This is a genomic window from Planococcus sp. ISL-110, assembly GCF_018613575.1.
GTDB lineage: Bacteria > Bacillota > Bacilli > Bacillales_A > Planococcaceae > Planococcus.
Genome location: NZ_JAGGPX010000015.1, coordinates 222,100 through 239,315 on the forward strand (window position 1 = coordinate 222,100; position 17,216 = coordinate 239,315).

Below are 17,216 nucleotides of genomic sequence, written 5' to 3' on the forward strand. Positions count from 1 at the left end.
AAACAAATAGGGTATGTAATGCTGTTATTTTTGTGCATAGCATTATTCGCATTGACTTTTCAAGCTTTTGCACATAAGCCTCAGGAGGGAACACCAAAACCCTACATTCACACGGGTGAGGAAAGTACTTTACAGAAACTAATTGATGCAACAGAATCTGGGGGCACGCTTGTTTTAGATAAACGTGCCTACCAAGGTTCTTTTTCTATTTCAAAGCCCATCACCATTAAAGGGGTCGAAGGAACGAGCATAGTTTCATTAGAAACGGCATTGGAAATCTCGAATACCAAAAATGTTGTCATTGAAGATATTGAACTAAAAGCAGAGGAAGCAGGCATTGTTGCCACTGGTATTCATAAACTCACATTAAAAAACATTAAGGTTGAACAGGGAACTGCGGGTATTGAAATCTCGAATAGTACGGATATAACGTTGGACAATGTAGATATTTCCGGTCAGGCTGGCCATTTCGCAACAAAAGGACATGCTATTGCCATTTATAAATCAGTTAATGTCCAAGCGTCAGAGAGCGATATTTCAAATGTATTGGACGGGTTTTATATAGAGAGAACAGATGATGTTTCACTTACTGATAATCGCATTCAAGATAGCCGCTATGCCATTCATATGATGTATAGCGACAAAGTAAGATTAGATTTTAATGATGTAAGAGCCAACCTGACAGGATTGATGATTATGGTTGCGAATGATGTGTCGATTACGAATAATAGCGTTAAAAAAAATAATACGCTTAATAGCGTAGGCATATATACGTATGACGTGAATAAAATGGTCTTTAGTGACAATGAGTTGAGTGAAAATACAGTCGCTATGGATATTCAAGATACACGTAATATGGTGATTAAAAGTAATTTCTTTTCAACAAATGGAACAGTGATACAAGCAAAATATTCCGGTTCAGTCAGCATTCAAGATAACGAATTTCACGGGAATATTTTAACTGCAAGAACAGATGAAGAAGGCGTTCTGCTACAACATAACTTCTATGACGATTATACAGGCAAAGATTATGATGGAGATGGCATTGGAGATACAAATTATATTGCGACAAATTCATTTGGACAATGGATGGTACGAAAACCTGTTTATCAATATTTTATTGAATCGCCGAGCGTTGCAACGTTAAATAAGATGGATACAGAAGTTACAGATCATAATTCGCTGGCCATTATTGACGACCAGCCAATTGTGATGGGAAAAACATTTAACACCAACTTTTCTATTAATGGCTGGCAGTTCATCGGTAGTATATTTGTATTGATTGCCATGTTTATAGTGAGGAGAAAACTAATATGAAATCATTAAAATGGATTATCCTCTTAGTAAGTATGTGGACATTAGGAGCGTGCAGCGATGGAGCTTATGAACCACGAGAAATCAATCAAGAAACGGATGTATGCTCTATCTGTAATATGAGTGTGACCAGCGTTGATTTTGCGGCTCAAGCCGTATTGAAAAATAGTGATATCCTCGTTTTTGACGATTTAGGCTGTTTAATGGCATACATTCAACAAAATGGCGATGAAGAAATCGGAGCTGCGTATATTCGAGATGCCAATTCAATAAAATGGTTGAATGTTAAAGATGCAAGCTATGTATATTCTAAAGATTACTGGACACCGATGAATTACGGAGTGCTGGCATTCGTATCGGCAGAAGAAGCAGCGCAATATATGAAGGAACAGCCAGGCGAAATTAAACGGTATGACGAATTATTGACTTTTAATTGGGGAGTACATGATCACGAATGAGCATCCAAATGATTTTACTCGAATGTAAGCAATTGTTGCGCAGTCGCTGGATCCAAATTGTGGCAACTCTTTTTGCCATTGTTTTTACAGCGATTTTAATGATTCAGCAACTAGCGCTTCCGGATACAGACGGTTTTACGCGTCAAACGGCATCTTTGTTAAATATTTTATTGTTTTTATTGCCGTTGTTTATGTTAACGATCGGCAGTATGAATATTGCCAGTGACAAAGAATCTGGCTGGCTCGGCTTGTTAAGAACTTACCCACTCAAAATGTGGAACTATGTATTTACGAAATACATTGCATTATGTCTTGTCTTTGCAGGGATTATCATTTTTGTTTTTGCGGTAGCTTTCCTGGTAGGCAGCTTTTTTGGCGGGTTAAAATTACCGCTATTTGCAGTGGGGATCACCCTTTTAATATTAGTTATATTTAATGGGGTTAGTGTGCTTGTTGGCAGCATTGCCAAAAGCCGATTACATGCACTGGCAGTCGGTTTAGGTGTGTGGTCTGTCGTCAGCTTATTGTGGTCCTATATTATAATGGCTATTGGTACGATGACGTCCGAGAACTTTTTACAAAATATTGTTATTTTATCTATTCACATCAATCCACTTGAATGGATTCGCTATGGTTATTTTGTTTTCTCAGGCCAAACAGCAGTCTTAGGGCCAGCTTTTTATGATATATCAAAATTTTACTCATCACCATTAGGTTTGTTGTTCTTTATACTTATTTCGGGGTTATGGACAGTAGTTTCATTAATTAGCGCAACAGTGATTTTAAAGATAAGAGGTAAACAAGTATGACAGTACAACTTCAAAATGTAACAAAGTCTTTTAAAGCTGGTCGCGGTATCTTTGATGTGAGCTTTGAATTAAAAACTGGACACATTACGGCATTGGTAGGATCAAATGGTGCAGGTAAAAGTACAATTATTAATATTTTGACGAATTCATTAAAACCAGATCGTGGTGAAATACTACGAGAGTCTCAAGCTGTACGCTATATGCCAGATGACATTGAGTTTCCTGATACGTTAACAGCAGAGGAAATCATCAGATTTTTAGGGGACTTGAAAAAAGAGCCTATTATAAGGCAAAGAGCGCTATTGGATAAAGTGGGGTTACTGGAAGCAAAAAAATTGAAGGTTGGTCAATTTTCTAAAGGGATGCGCCAACGTCTGAATTTAGCGCAAAGCTTGATGGGGAATAGTCAACTTTATATTTTAGATGAACCAACAAACGGGCTTGACCCATACTGGATTGCCAATTTAAAGGCGATGTTAGAAGAAGAGCGTGCTAATAATCAAATCGTTCTATTTTCTACCCATCTGTTGAGCTTGGCTCAAGAAATTGCGGACCAAGTCATTTTGATCCATCATGGGCGTATTTTAGCCACCGGTGAAATTAAGCAATTATTACAAGAAGGCAATTGTGCAACACTTGAACAGCTTTGGCTTCAAATGACGAAACAAGAGCTTGATCGATGAAAAAGTGGTTAACTGGGATATTTGTTATTGCTGTTGTCATTTTTGTGGGGTTTGAATTGGTTGATACATTAAAAGAATCGAAGAATCGAGAGCCTATTCGGACAATGCAAGCGACAGACTTTTCTTTACCAACCATTACAGGGGAAGAAAGATCGCTGTCTGAAGAAAAAGGGAAAGTCGTCATTTTAAGTTTCTGGGCGTCTTGGTGCGAACCGTGTAACACTGAAATGCCTCATCTTCAGTCTTTCTATGAAAAGCATCAAGCGGATGTTGAGATTTTAGCTGTTAATGTCACAAGTAAGGATAGTGAAGCAGCTGTAAAAAAATTCATCGAGAGATATGGGTTAACATTCCCTGTTTTATTGGATGCATCAGGTGATGTTAGTGCGATGTATGGAGCTTTTACCATTCCTACGACAATTATCTTGAATCGAAATGGCGAAATCGAGCAAGAAATAATAGGACCGATGGAAGAAGAGCTATTGAAAAAATATATACAACCCTTATTTTAAATGAATTACCTTGCATATTTGTATGTGAGATAGTTTTTTTTAATGTGTATTCATAATAAATTTTTCGACTTGAATTGAAAATTTACAAAACAAAAAGGGCTAAAGAAATTTCTTTAGCCCTTTTTCTATTTACACAATTATATGGTCTTAACTTTTTTCTGGGCACACGCTTGTTTTTTCTTACTGATTATAGGTGTTATTCGAGTGTTCTACCCACTTCTCCGGTTTCAGGGGCATTTTTTTCGTGGAATTTAGATGTTTCTTCAAATTCTGCTCTTGTCATTACATCTTCCACATGCATATTTAATTCCACTACTTCAAGACCTGTCATGTTAAACATGGATTTTTTGACTTGGGCAATCGTTTCTTCGAAGATAGCCGGAATGCTTTTTCCATATTCCACAATGACTTTAAGGTCAAGTGCTACTTGTTTTTCGCCAATCTCGACGTCAATTCCCTTTGTGATATCTCCAGAAGCACGAAACCGGTCCGCAATGCCACTCATAAACCCACCACTCATTGATAAGATCCCGTTAATATCACTCGCAGAAATACCTGCAATTTTTTTAATAACCTGTTCTTCAAATGTTAGTTTGTTTTTGTGGCCGCTTACTTCGTCGTTGTTTGTTATTAACGTTTCTTTCATTTTTATCTTCTCCTGTCGTTTTAGTTTATCGTTTGTTTTTCAAAAACTGAAACCACGATGTTGTATCCAGTTTTCCATCTTTCCATTTTCCGATCATGTACCCGATAGCGGCACATGCCAAGATAAAAAGAGTTGGGCCCACGTCGATTGTCAGAAATAAACTCGCAATAATAACCCCAATTAACAGTCCAGCCAAGCGACCACGGTAGGGCATCAAATAATCGGATGTTTTCATCAGCCTCCCCCTTACACGACACGCTGCGTTTGTTTTTTATGGAGCTCCTTGGTTTCCCCAATGATAATTTCAACGTTTTCAACAGGAATCTCTAACAGACTTCCTACGGCTTCTTTTACGCGTTCTTGCATTTGTTTGCCTAGAGATGGTAGTTTGGTTTGATTGAATACCTGACAATTTACTATAATCGACACAGCGTTCTGTTTCCGATTGATGGTTGCTCGGACAAGAAGGTCTCGTACACCACTCAGTTCTTTAACTGAGCGAAGCGCAACAGACTCTATTGCTTTTCTGGATATTTCAATATCGCCCTCGCCCGTTCGAATGATAATCTGTTTTTCTGGCGTGTGAGAAAAAAGGCCCGATAGAAGTAAAATTAGAAAGATGAACCCAATAAATATACTCGCGGAAAGTAACGTATAAAAGAACCATTCTGTGCCATCAAAAGACTGAATCCACGGTGAGCTGTACGGGATCTCAAAAATGACCGATGCCAATACTAATATACTTAGTAACCCTATTACTCCGAAGACAATTAGTAAAAAGCGATTAAACGGGTTAATGGTGTTTGCCCCCTCTCAAAATCAGGCTGTGTACCCTTTTCATGTTTCGCTTTTTTTATTACTTGAAGCAATTTGCAACTTGGAGCCGTCAATACTCGAATTAGGAGACATCAATAAGCACAATCACCCCCACCAGTAATTTGGACGGAGAGTTACAGCGAAGACAATAAGGCTGCCTGATAACTTTCTGCCTACTATGCAACAAAAAAGCCCGTTTGATATAACATTAGACAGTCAATGACAAAAATCCTCTTTTTTAGACAAAAAAGAGGCAATTTAGATTTCTTTCCAGAAAGGTAAAAAGGAATCACCTCACATTTGAAAGAAAAAGAATTGAGTAAAGTGTTTGAACTTTTCTATTGCTTGTGAATGTAACTTGATTTCAATTATCACTCGTGTTGATTAGCTAATTTCTTCCAGCCAAAGTAAAAGAAAGATGCATCCTGTAAAATGTTAGTTACCACACAAACATTTCAGAAAAGGGGCATCTGGACATGTCCAAGAATAACAATCCAGACGAACAACGTAATCGCTTATCGATAGAAGAGAAGAAACGGAATCCAGCGGGCAATGTGAATGACTCGATCAATCAAACCGGGAGCGGCATGCCGAATACGAGTGGCATGAGTTTGAAAGAAGTCGGCGGCATTATTTTGTTGTTGGTGATTATTTTAATTGGATATATATATGTTGAACTAAAGAAACCCACTTTTACCCATCGCTTCGGCCGCTCTGGGCAGGGCTCCCGCAAGAAGCCAGGCAAAGGACGTCTGTCTCCTTGCTTCGCCTAGCCCCTAGCCGCGCCATCGCTAAGATATCTCCCGATCTGGAGCAAAACAGCTGCGCTCGCCGCGCCAAGCGCAGCTGTTTTGCGGAATATCGATTATGAATATTCATTAGTTTAACTTATCTAGATAGCTTCCTTTGCTTGTGCCATATTTGCTCCAGCTGCTTTGCTGGAAGGGGACGGCTGTAAAAGTACCCTTGTCCAACCACATCAAATTCTTTTAACGCATTTACTTGCTCTTCCAGTTCAATGCCCTCTACAACAACTTGGGCATTGAGGTTTTTTCCGACATCAATGATAGCTGTCAAAATAAACAGATTTCGCCGATTACTGAGGACTTCATCAATGAGAGATTTATCGATTTTCAGCGTATCAATCTCGACGTTCTTAATCACATTCAAGGAGGAGTAGCCAGCTCCAAAATCATCAATTGCTATTTTCACACCCAGTTTCTTCAGTTCTTGTATGAGAAGCGAGGATTCTTCTATATCCATCATCACGCTTTCGGTAATTTCTATTTCCAAGTACCGAGGATCTACGTTCTCTTTTTCTAAGATTTGTTTCACTTTCCAGCCGAAAGCTCCATCTTGAAATTGTCTGGCTGAAACATTCACCGATACCTTTACTTTTGAACGTCCTTCTTTTTCCCATTCCTTCATTTGGCGGCAAGCTTCTTTGATTACCCACTCGCCGATCGGCAAAATCAGTCCTGTCTCTTCCGCCAGGGGAATAAATTCTTCAGGAGAGACTAGGCCGGTCGGGGAATTCCAACGAATGAGTGCTTCAAATCCGACAAGGTTTCCTGTTCGCAGATCTACTTGGGGTTGGTAATAAAGTTGAAATTCATCTTGTTTTAGAGCGTTATGCAAAGCTTTCTCTAACTGCAGCTTTCTGGTCACTTGCTCATTTAAATCTTCTGTGAAGAATTGATAGTTATTTTTTCCTTTTGCCTTAGCAGAATACATAGCCAAATCAGCTTGTCGAATGAGCGTCTCTTCATCACTGATGCAAATCGGTTGTATACTGATGCCGATACTAAGCGTGATAACGATTTCCTGCCCCAACAGAAAGACCGGTTGCTTCATATCTTCTAGAATTTGCTCAGCGAGCTGGCGTACATCTTCTTCCGTTACATCCACAACCACGATGATAAATTCATCACCGCCAATTCGGGAAATGGCTGCATGCTTCATGAGAGAATCCTGGACTCGAGTCGAGACTTGTTTGAGGAAGAGGTCTCCTCCTTGATGTCCGAGCATATCATTGATGTCTTTGAAATTATCGAAGTCAACCAGAAGAATGGCAATCGTCTGTCGCTGTTCCTTGGCTCTTCGTACAACTTCCCGGAGATTCTGATAAAACCAATGACGATTGGGAAGACCTGTCAGCTGATCTGTAAAGGCTAACTCGTTTATCTTCTTTTGCGTTTGCTTTTTCTCGGTGACATCCCGGACAATAGCAAATATCCCATTGACTTCGCCTTTTTTTCTTTTCGGAACAGCACTGATATCCACTTCAATGAACTCACCGTTTTTATTCCGGATCAATTGTTCGAAAGTAACGGGAATGCTGCCAAGCACCTGTGTGAAAAATGTATTCACTTTCTCCAGGTCCTGCGCAATAAATTCAGAGAAGGGCAGTGTCAGCAATTCCTCTTTGGAATAACCGGTTAGTTTTTCCGTCATGTTATTAGCATCTGTAAAAAATCCATCCTGACCGATTTCAAAGACGGCGTCCAAATTATAATCAAAAAGAGATCGGTATTTTTCTTCATTCTCTTTCAACAAGCTCAAAGCTTCTTTTTCTTTTGAAATGTCTTTCGCAATTCCGTAAACTCCAATTATTTTCTCACCGACAATGATGGGTATATTTGTTATCTCTAAAGGAATTTTGACTCCATTTTTTCGAATTCCGACGGTTTCGTAGTTTTGAGGCATGCCCTCTAAGGCTTTTTGAAACTTTTGATTGGTTATTTCTAAATGGTCAAGATCCACTACCACATGAAACGTCATCGTGTTCAATTCTTCCAACGAATATCCTAATATGCCTTCTAAAGACTGGTTGATATCCATCAGTTGCCCCGTGGCATCCATGGAATAGACCCCATCCGGATTGTGTTTGAAGAGGGAGCGATAACGCTGTTGATTTTCTTCCAGTTCTTTGCGGATTTTCTTTTTCTCCGTGATGTCCCGCAGCATAAGTTGAATGGCTTTTTTTCCTTCAAATTCAATGCCGACTCCTGTGATTTCGACGTCAATGACGGACCCAGCTGAAGTGAGTATTTGTTGTTCCATCGGTGGAACTTTAAATCCTATTTTCATGTCTTGAATACGTTCTTTCACACTATCTTCGAAGGCAGGATGAACATAATCGATAATTGACTTCCCTAGTAGATCATTTTTATTCGTTTCACCCATCATGTTTAAGCAGGCTTCATTTACAAATACAACTTTGTTTTCACTATGGACAACAATTGGTTCAGGCGAAAGTTCCACTAAACGGCGAAACCGTTCTTCACTTTCTCTCATCTTGTTCCTAAGACTTCTTTCAATCGTGAGCGTTTTTGAATTAAGAAAAGCCAAATAGATTACGATGCTCAGGATTCCAAAGATGATGGCGGAAACAATAATGGCCAAGGTAAAAGGCTGAATACCGGAAACTGCCTCGGAATGCGAGTGTTCTACATGAAAAGCACCTTTCATGCCAAGATAGTGCATGGATGAAATGGCTAAGCCTAAAATCGTTGCACTGGCCATTTTCCTGCCCACAGAAACTGTTCTTTCTTTTACTTCGAAGAAAATTTTCAGTGCGACGATAGAAGAGCCTATGGCAATGACAATAGACAGGAACACGTAATACAAGTCGAATTGAAGAGGCGTTGGTTCGATGATCGCAAGCATCCCGATATAGTGCATGAACACAATGCCCGTCCCTATTGTCACGCCACTAAGGAGCACTTTGAGTTTCGTTACAGAGTTAAGGTAAAGAATATAAAAAGAAGAAAAAGAGGCAAGAATTGCGGCGAATAAAGAGGCAAAAAGCAAGAGAGGATCATACATCAAAGGAGAGTTGAGATGAAAAGCCATCATGCCAATAAAGTGCATGGAGAAAATCCCCATCCCCATTACCACTGACCCGAAAAATACCCAGTAAATTTGATTTTTTCTCTGTTGATCCGACATTCTTTCAATTAAAATCAAAGCGATATATGAGGAAAGAATTCCGGTACCTATAGAAAGAAGTACCAGCAAAGGACTAGCGGACTCAATTGGCATGACTTTCGACCTCTCTTTAAACTATATTTGTAAGGGCTATTATAACTTACTATATTTATAAAAAAATAATGTCTAAATACCCATTTATACAAAAGGACAGAAGCAGAGAGGAGAGCGTAAAATATCTTGTGTAAATGAAATAGAAGAGAATTCTGATCAGTTACACAGTTTACATATTCAGAAATTATTGGAAGAGAAGAAGCTCAAACATGAGCTTCTTTTTTTTCTGGATAAATGCAATTCTACGAGCGCTCATTCAATAGATTGTGATTCTATTCTGTAACGCTTTCACCAAAGGAGAGAGTGTTGACAAATATTCCATAGTATTTTAATCTATATACTAATATTCAAACGAATGTTAGAGCGTTATTTGGAAATGGAAAGAGAATTAGAACTAAGTGATGCTGTAGTAAAAGCTTCCATCTCTACCGATAGTTAGAAAGTGAAGGCCTTATCATTTCGTATGAGTACCAAGTTTCTCTTTCGACGAGAAACAGCAGATAGGAGAGATGAAATGAAAGTTGCAGAAAAACAAGCAGAGACAAGCTGCTGTAAAGACACTTCTTGTACAAGCTCAAAACAACCGGTGGAAATTTTGGAGAAAGCCACTCCTTGTTGTGAAACTAATAAGGAAAGTTCCAGTGACCCGACACCTAATCCTGAAGAACAAAATCCGGCTAGACAAACAATCGAATCATTCACGTATCAGGTGCAAGGAATGGATTGCCCTTCTTGTGCGGCAACCATTGAGAAGAGCCTCAGCACTTTAAAAGGGATTGAAACGGTGAATGTGAATTACAGTGCCGGAAAAATGACAGTGGGGGTAAGCGATGCTGCAATGGCCGATCAAATTCCAAGGCAAGTGAAAAAATTAGGTTTTGAAACAAATGCAGTGGAAACGAAAAAAAATGGACAGGTTTATCGAGTAGACGGGATGGACTGCGGTGCTTGTGCAGCAACCATTGAAAAGCATCTTTCAAAAAACCCTTCGGTTCAGAATGTGAAGGTGAATTTCTCTACGGGAAAAATGCAGATCCTTCACACTGCACAAGACAAAGAAATCATTCAAGAAGTAGCAAGAGCCGGTTTCCAGGCCTCGCTGGTGACAAAGGAACGAAAAATCGAAGAAAAGAATAAAATTAGAGTTAGCACGGCAACCCTTTCAGGCGTACTTTTAGCTTTCGGTTTCTTTGGTTCACTTGCAGGCCTTTCTGAAACATTGGTAACGGTTTTATATGCTTTGGCCATTGTCATTGGGGGATACAAGCCCGCCAGAAGCGCTTTTTATGCTGTGAAAAGCAAATCTCTGGACATGAATGTCTTGATGGTTTCCGCAGCTATCGGAGCTGCCTTGATTGGTGAATGGTTCGAGGGCGCAACGGTTGTTTGGCTATTTGCCTTAGGGAATGCGCTACAAAATCGTTCGATTGAACGGACAAGAGAATCCATTCGGAGTTTGATCAATCTCGCTCCTTCTGAAGCGTTAGTAAAAGTAGGAAATCAACTGATTTCCAAACCGGTAGAAGAAGTGGCCGTGGGTGATACCATCGTGATCAAGCCGGGTGAAAAGATTCCGCTGGACGGAGAGGTCTTTTCGGGTGCTTCAAGTGTCAACCAAGCGCCCATTACAGGGGAATCGATGCCGGTCGATAAAGAAAATGGCGATCCCGTATATGCCGGAACGATCAATGAAAGTGGTTCCTTAGAAGTTCGGGTAACAAAACTGGTAGAAGATACGACCATTGCAAAAATCATTCACCTCGTGGAGGAAGCGCAAGAACAGAAGGCGCCAACTCAAGCATTTGTAGATCGTTTTGCACGAGTTTATACACCGATTGTTTTTGTGCTTGCTTTGCTGGTCATGGTGTTGCCTCCTCTAACCGGTTTCGGGACGTGGGAAGAGTGGGTTTACAAAGGACTCGCTTTGTTGGTGGTAGCTTGTCCTTGTGCGCTTGTCATTTCGACTCCGGTGGCCATTGTATCGGCCATCGGGAATGCAGCTAAAAATGGGGTTTTGATCAAAGGAGGAACGTTCCTTGAGAAAGCAGGGGCGATAAATGCAATTGCCTTTGATAAGACCGGAACGTTAACAGAAGGTAAACCAAAAGTTTCGGAAATAGTCGCAGTAAAAGGAACGGAAGATGAACTGATCAGCATTGCACGAACCATTGAAGAACGCTCAATTCATCCGATTGCCAAAGCCATTATTTCGTATGCCGATGAACAACAGATTTCCGTGAAAACCGGAAATTCGTTCAAAGCAATCCCTGGTAAAGGAGCACAGGCGACCATTAATGGGGTTGAATATTTCGCTGGCAATCCCAAGTTGTACCAGGAAATGAACGTCTCTCTGTCGTCTGTAGCGGATCGCATTCAGATCTTGCAAAATGAAGGACACACATTAATTGTAGTGGGAACCCGTACAGAAATTTTAGGGGTAATCGGAGTCGCTGATACGATTCGAAGCATCACGGTTACAGCCATCCAAAAGCTTAAAGATGTTGGTATGGAAGAAATGGTCATGCTGACAGGGGATAACAAAGGAACCGCGAAAAAAATTGCGACCCAAACCGGTGTGGATCGGTACTTTGCTGAACTGCTGCCTGAAGATAAAGTGACGGCAGTTAAAAAACTGCAGCAAGAGGGAAGAAAAGTAGCAATGGTTGGGGACGGGATTAATGACGCTCCCGCACTGGCGACGGCAGACCTTGGAATCGCCATGGGCGGGGCCGGAACAGATACGGCAATGGAGACGGCCGATATTGTCTTAATGGCCGATAATTTGGAGAAACTTCCTCACACCATTAAATTAAGCAGAAAAGCCTTAACAATCATCAAGCAGAACGTCTGGTTTTCTCTCTTGACGAAAGTGGTGGCTTTGCTCCTAATTTTTCCAGGGCTTTTAACTTTATGGATGGCTGTTTTGGCCGATACGGGCGCTGCCCTGTTGGTTATACTCAATAGCATGAGATTACTTAGACAAAAGTAGCTGCAGAACCTCTTTTGCCAGAGCACCGCATTTAACTATTTGTTAAAAGAAATTAGGATAGGCGGAAAAGGAGTCCCGTCTTAGCTGCTATTGTAAATGCACCTGTAAAAATAAACAGCAAAAAGCCTTTTCTTAAATCGAAAAGGCTTTTTGCTGTTTGAAGGAGATTTTACAAAATAAGAATCCTTTTTTACCGGACCTCAATGTTAGGTTCTGCTGCTAATTGCACCAATTTACGGATATGATTATCTGGCAAGGAGTAAAATACCAGTTTCCCTCTTTTTTCATACTTTGCTAGTCCCATATTCCGTAAATACCGCAGGTGATGAGAAGCAGTGGCTGTCGTGGTGTTTAAGATGTTCGCAACATCACAGACACACAGTTCTTCTTCTAACGTTAAAGCATAAGCGACCTTTAGGCGGGTGGCATCGGACAGGGCTTTGAAAATCAATTCTACTCCATCCATATTTTCAAGTTTAGGCTGTATTCTCTTGACGACTTCTTCGTCATAACAAAATGTTTGGCACGTATCCATCTTCTTAGGGGATTCAGCTTCAATCATATTCTCACCTCTTTCCCGAATTTGCTGGTTATGCTCAGTGTAGGGAGAATTCAAAAAGTTGTCAATTCTAATATTCAAATGAATATATTAATGCTGGGGGTTGATAGTTAAAATAAAGTGGTCATTCATTTACTTTTACAATAAAACCAATACAAAAAAGAGGGTTCTTATGAATAATAAAACAACAAATCAGGAATGAAGTTTGTGGTTCTTCTGACAACTTTAGCCGTAGTGATGTTGGCCGCAATCGTGATTTTGACGAACCAACAGGAAACAGCGACAGTGGAAACAGCACAAATCGACATCAGTGGACAGCCGATCCTAGGAGAAGAAGAGGCCCTGGTAACGGTCATCGAATTTGGGGACTTCAAATGTCCGTCTTGTAAGGCGTGAGGAGAAACGGTTTATCCGCAATTAGTTGAAGACTGCGTCGATACAGGAGATGTGAAGTTTTCCTGTATTAACGTTCTTTTCTTTGGATTATGTGAAGGCAGAGAAGACGATAAACATTTACTCACGCAACTAATGCTAATTGTAGGAAAATCTATTGGATACTCAGATATTTTAAAAGTAAGCGGTTTCTTAAAAAAGACTCACTCTTTAATTCCTAAGAGTGAGTCTTCATATGCTTATGCTTTTATTCGGTAGGTAAGATTATGATCCTTTAAGGTTTTATCTTTTCCGAATAAGAAGTGCTTCTCCATATCTGGTGAATATTTCGAGTTGATTGTTTGGATTCCTGTTGCTTCTGCTACTGCCCTTAACATAGCAGGTGATGCTCCGCAACAAAGACCAATATAATTAATACCAATACTTTGGGCTTCTTTCGCCCATTCTGCTAATTCATATCGATTATGATAAAGAGGATCTAACGATGTCGGGAAAGTTGTTTGAGTTGGCAGGGTACAACTGCATCCGCCATCAGGTAAGTTAAAGAATGTTGGGTGTTCTTCTGACGTTCGATATGGGATTGGCAATCCCCCAACAAAACCTTCTACCTTTTGTCTGATTTTCTGAAGATGTGGCTGCATTGTAGCCGGACCGCGGAAACAGTTCATTCCAACAACTAACGCACCTTTTTCTGAAAGAATTCTACAAGATTCTTCTACCGTGTAACCGTCACGTAATATATTCTCACCCATCAACCCTAATGTAACAACTGCTGGCAAGCCTTGTTTTTGAATTTCTTCTAACGCAATAATAGCCTCTTCGTGGTAATAAAAAGTTTCAGCATTGATGAAATCTACGCCTTCTTCTTTTCCCCACTTGACCATCTCTGCAAAAATACTTCTTACTCTTTTCTTGGATTCTATATCTTCGGGGTCAAAAATATTCGTATTTGAGATGTTTCCTGCAACTAACGCTTCTTCGATCGGATGTTCTGCTGCTACTTCTTTCGCCAAACGGATCGCACTTCGATTTAAAGGCTCAAGTAAATGTTCTTTGCCGATGATTCTCATTTTTTCACGGTGGCCATTATAGGTGAATGCTAACACCACGTCTGAGCCAGCGTTCATGTAGTCCCGGTATACTTGCTTTAAAGCCTGCGGATTATCCAAAGCGACCTCTGGCACGAAAGACCCTGCCTGTAAATAGCCTCTGCGTTCTAGTTCAAACAAATACCCTTCTCCTACAATGACCGTGCCTTCATTTAATCGTTGTTCCAAACTTCTTTTCTTCGCTACCATCTAACCCGCTCCCTTTTCTTTTAAGTAAGGCTAGTGTAGCATCAGAGCGCTTATATAGCGTAACTCCTAAATTCTATCGTTCGGCATAGTTTTAAACTATAGACAAATTTATTTATTCAATATGGTTTCTTTCAAGTGATTAATATAAATCGTTGCCAGCGGGCTGTTCGGAACATTTTTACGTGTAATATAGCCAACCGTAATACGCTCATCCACCTTTAGTGGAAGCGCTACAATGTCATTATCGTTGATATCATAACTAATGATTCCTGTTGAAATCGTATAGCCATTCGACCCGATCAGTAAATTAAATAAGGTTGCCCGGTCACTTACATGGATATTCTTCGGTCTTGAAATTGTGCTGAGTACCTCTTCAGAAAAGTAAAATGAATTATATTCCCCTTGTTCAAAAGAAAGATACGGAAAAGGATGCAAATCCTCCAGGGTCACGTACTTCTGGTTCGCAAGTGGATTCGTCGAGCTGATAAAAACATGTGGATCTGCTTCAAATAGTTTATGAAACGTTAAATTCCCTTCTCTAAGAAACTTAGATATCACCTGGCTATTGAAATCATTCAAGTATAAAATGCCAATTTCACTTCGAAGCTCTCTTACATCATCAATGATTTCATAGGTCCTAGTTTCTCGTAAGGTGAATTCATATTCATCCCGTTCATAATCTTTTAACAATTTTACAAATGCACTGACTGCAAAGGAATAATGTTGTGCCGATACAGAGAAGTGCTGCTGTGGCGGCTGTTTCGTATTAGAATATTCATTTTCCAACAAGTCTGTTTGTTCAATCACCTGTCTTGCATACCCTAAAAACTTCGTACCCTCAGCAGTAATTATAATCCCCTTATTCGTACGTGAAAAAATAGTAATCCCTAGTTCATTTTCCAACTCTTTGATCGCATTGGACAGACTCGGTTGACTAATAAACAATCGCTGCGCTGCTCTACTAATCGACCGGTTCCTCGCCACTTCGATCACGTATTTTAATTGTTGGAATGTCATCTGCTTTTCCTCCCTGCCTTCATAATGCGGTTTTATTGTAGCATAGACAGCTTGTGAAGAATTTTAAGCAGTACCCGGTATGATTATGGACAGTGGTCCATGGTGTTTGACACAGAGTTGCAATTTTATGCTATCCATTTTTATCCGTCCTGTCCCTCACTTCCCGGCAATTTAACTGACTATTCGACGGCTATGCTGGCTATGAATCACTCGAGAATATCGAGCTGCTGGCTGTTGGGCGCATGCGCTTCGGAAATTCGATGAGGCCTCAAAGCATTGAAAGTTGCAGCGCCAGGCGTTATCCGTTCGACGATTGCCAAAAAGAGACTCAACTTCTGTACCCAATTATTTGCGATTGAACGCAAAATCAAAGATAAAGACGCAACAGAACGCCTTCAGGTCTAACAAAAGGATAGTCAGTTCTTGCAGGGCGCTTTTTTATAAATTGTCCATTAAATGGGGCTCGGTTCACCTCTTGTATTAGTAGATAGCTATATATTCTGCGAATGACTGACTTTGACAGCTGGTATACTCAAACCATTCTAGAATAATCATTGTTATGGAAAAGTCAGTAAGTGAAGCGTATTGGGATTTTTATACATGAATAATAAACTATATAAATTTAGTTGATAGATGAGGGAGGATCGGAAGTATTTATATGCAAAGCAAAGCATTCGAAAGACCAGTGACCTTAAATTAAGGGGTCACTGGTCTTTCGAAATTTTGTGCAAAATAAAACTTGAATTGGTGCAATTTTCCTCTAACAGGGACAATTTCGGGTGTAATCTGAAATCACTAAAAAAGCAGCACAAGCAAGTGAGAACTAGTACTTGTGCTGCTTTGTTTTAGGATAGTTGCTTATTTAATCGCGACATTATGCTTGACCTGATCCTGATTAGTCCACACGACCGTTGTCCCTGGGGCAACGGTAATCGTTTCTTCGCCAAATTCATAGTCGGCAATATTTACAGCGACTTCACCCGTCTGTTCTGCTCCTTCTTCTACCAGAACAGTCATTTGCATGACCGGATGCGGCTCGCAAAAGATAGAAAACTCGCCCGCTTCATTAAACACGAAACTGGTCTCTTCAGCGTTTGATAGCAAATCAGAGGCGGCACCGTTCTTAGCTTCAGGCGAACTTTCTTCCACAGGCTCCTCTTCTGTTTCCTCTTCTGTTTCCTCTACAATTGTTTCCCCTGTAGGTGTTTCTTCCTCAGTAGTGCTTTCCTGTTCTGTAACTTCTTCAGTATTCTCATTGGCTGTCGGCTGCTCTTCTCCACAAGCTGCCAGCGAAAGAATACCTGCAGCGAGTACTAAACCAAATTTTTTGTTGATCATTATTTTCTCCTCCTTTTTTTATCCTTTCTAATAGAACGTAAGCAAAGTTAAATTAGATTACCTTCTATATAAAATATATTTTCTTTGAAGAAAACAGAAACGGGCGTATTTATCTATCAACTATTATACATAGCAGCAAATATAGAAAGAAAGCGGATAACCCATTATCTTCAAAGATTGAATAGTTTATTTAATTTTAAAATAAAGTGATCTAAATGATTTGCCCTTGCGTTATAACTGTATAACCAAAAAAAAAAAAGAAAAAGGGAGCGATTCTTTATGAAATTAAACAAATGTCTTTTAGCACTTCCACTATCATTAGCCTTATTGGTACCAACAG

16 protein-coding genes and 1 pseudogene are annotated in these 17,216 nt (G+C 40.0%); 9 read left to right on the top strand and 8 right to left on the bottom strand.

Annotated features, from left to right (window positions below):
• Positions 1-18 precede the first annotated feature (18 nt).
• The 5 genes from J7I83_RS11190 to J7I83_RS11210 are packed head-to-tail and all read left to right on the top strand — an operon-like array spanning position 19 to position 3,776.
• Entirely contained in the window at positions 19-1,317 is a 1,299-nt protein-coding gene (locus J7I83_RS11190) for a right-handed parallel beta-helix repeat-containing protein (RefSeq protein WP_215100771.1), read from the top strand.
• Positions 1,314-1,772 carry a nitrous oxide reductase accessory protein NosL gene (locus J7I83_RS11195; protein WP_215100772.1) on the top strand — a complete coding sequence of 153 codons (459 nt, stop codon included), beginning with the start codon at positions 1,314-1,316 and terminating at the stop codon, positions 1,770-1,772. The genes J7I83_RS11190 and J7I83_RS11195 overlap by 4 nt, the downstream gene beginning before the upstream one ends.
• Positions 1,769-2,581, top strand: a complete 813-nt coding sequence (locus J7I83_RS11200; RefSeq protein ID WP_215100773.1) for an ABC transporter permease — start codon at positions 1,769-1,771, stop codon at positions 2,579-2,581. Before J7I83_RS11195 ends, J7I83_RS11200 begins: the two co-directional genes overlap by 4 nt.
• Positions 2,578-3,264: an ABC transporter ATP-binding protein gene (locus tag J7I83_RS11205; protein ID WP_215100774.1), complete on the top strand. Its 687-nt coding sequence runs from the start codon at positions 2,578-2,580 to the stop codon at positions 3,262-3,264. The genes J7I83_RS11200 and J7I83_RS11205 overlap by 4 nt, the downstream gene beginning before the upstream one ends.
• Positions 3,261-3,776: a peroxiredoxin family protein gene (locus J7I83_RS11210; protein WP_215100775.1), complete on the top strand. Its 516-nt coding sequence runs from the start codon at positions 3,261-3,263 to the stop codon at positions 3,774-3,776. Before J7I83_RS11205 ends, J7I83_RS11210 begins: the two co-directional genes overlap by 4 nt.
• Before the next feature lie 196 nt (positions 3,777-3,972).
• On the opposite strand, the gene J7I83_RS11215 is transcribed toward J7I83_RS11210, so the two are convergent.
• Genes J7I83_RS11215 through amaP form a run of 3 tightly spaced genes read right to left on the bottom strand, consistent with a single transcriptional unit; the run spans position 3,973 to position 5,220 of the window.
• Positions 3,973-4,422, bottom strand: a complete 450-nt coding sequence (locus J7I83_RS11215) for an Asp23/Gls24 family envelope stress response protein (RefSeq protein ID WP_215100776.1) — start codon at positions 4,420-4,422, stop codon at positions 3,973-3,975.
• A 25-nt stretch (positions 4,423-4,447) separates the two neighbouring features.
• Entirely contained in the window at positions 4,448-4,657 is a 210-nt protein-coding gene (locus tag J7I83_RS11220; protein WP_215100777.1) for a DUF2273 domain-containing protein, read from the bottom strand.
• Positions 4,658-4,668: 11 nt separating this feature from the next.
• On the bottom strand, positions 4,669-5,220 hold the full coding sequence (amaP, locus tag J7I83_RS11225) for an alkaline shock response membrane anchor protein AmaP (protein WP_215100796.1): 552 nt from the start codon (positions 5,218-5,220) through the stop codon (positions 4,669-4,671).
• Positions 5,221-5,714: 494 nt separating this feature from the next.
• On the opposite strand from amaP, the gene J7I83_RS11230 reads away from it, so the two are divergent.
• Entirely contained in the window at positions 5,715-6,011 is a 297-nt protein-coding gene (locus J7I83_RS11230) for a DUF6366 family protein (protein ID WP_215100778.1), read from the top strand.
• A gap of 115 nt (positions 6,012-6,126) precedes the next feature.
• Here the strand turns inward: J7I83_RS11230 and J7I83_RS11235 are convergent, their stop codons facing one another.
• Entirely contained in the window at positions 6,127-9,282 is a 3,156-nt protein-coding gene (locus J7I83_RS11235; protein ID WP_353048260.1) for an EAL domain-containing protein, read from the bottom strand.
• A 514-nt stretch (positions 9,283-9,796) separates the two neighbouring features.
• On the opposite strand from J7I83_RS11235, the gene J7I83_RS11240 reads away from it, so the two are divergent.
• A complete protein-coding gene (locus tag J7I83_RS11240; RefSeq protein ID WP_215100780.1) occupies positions 9,797-12,271 on the top strand; it encodes a heavy metal translocating P-type ATPase in 2,475 nt (824 codons plus the stop codon).
• Between the two features lie 190 nt (positions 12,272-12,461).
• On the opposite strand, the gene J7I83_RS11245 is transcribed toward J7I83_RS11240, so the two are convergent.
• The gene (locus J7I83_RS11245; RefSeq protein WP_215100781.1) at positions 12,462-12,833 is read right to left on the bottom strand and encodes an ArsR/SmtB family transcription factor; all 372 of its coding nucleotides are present in this window, start codon (positions 12,831-12,833) and stop codon (positions 12,462-12,464) included.
• Positions 12,834-13,028: 195 nt separating this feature from the next.
• Between J7I83_RS11245 and J7I83_RS11250 the strand changes: the two are divergent.
• Positions 13,029-13,313 (top strand): annotated as a pseudogene (locus tag J7I83_RS11250) (thioredoxin domain-containing protein); the annotation flags it as partial.
• Positions 13,314-13,462: 149 nt separating this feature from the next.
• Here J7I83_RS11250 and J7I83_RS11255 read toward each other — a convergent pair.
• A complete protein-coding gene (locus J7I83_RS11255) occupies positions 13,463-14,521 on the bottom strand; it encodes a homocysteine S-methyltransferase family protein (RefSeq protein WP_215100782.1) in 1,059 nt (352 codons plus the stop codon).
• A 108-nt stretch (positions 14,522-14,629) separates the two neighbouring features.
• Positions 14,630-15,538 carry a LysR family transcriptional regulator gene (locus J7I83_RS11260; protein WP_215100783.1) on the bottom strand — a complete coding sequence of 303 codons (909 nt, stop codon included), beginning with the start codon at positions 15,536-15,538 and terminating at the stop codon, positions 14,630-14,632.
• A gap of 276 nt (positions 15,539-15,814) precedes the next feature.
• Here J7I83_RS11260 and J7I83_RS11265 point away from each other — a divergent pair, with 276 nt between their 5' ends.
• Positions 15,815-15,943 (top strand): IS66 family transposase, encoded by a 129-nt coding sequence (locus J7I83_RS11265; protein WP_215100784.1) that lies wholly within the window; start codon positions 15,815-15,817, stop codon positions 15,941-15,943.
• A 453-nt stretch (positions 15,944-16,396) separates the two neighbouring features.
• On the opposite strand, the gene J7I83_RS11270 is transcribed toward J7I83_RS11265, so the two are convergent.
• A complete protein-coding gene (locus tag J7I83_RS11270) occupies positions 16,397-16,876 on the bottom strand; it encodes a plastocyanin/azurin family copper-binding protein (protein ID WP_215100785.1) in 480 nt (159 codons plus the stop codon).
• Between the last annotated feature and the right edge of the window lie 340 nt (positions 16,877-17,216).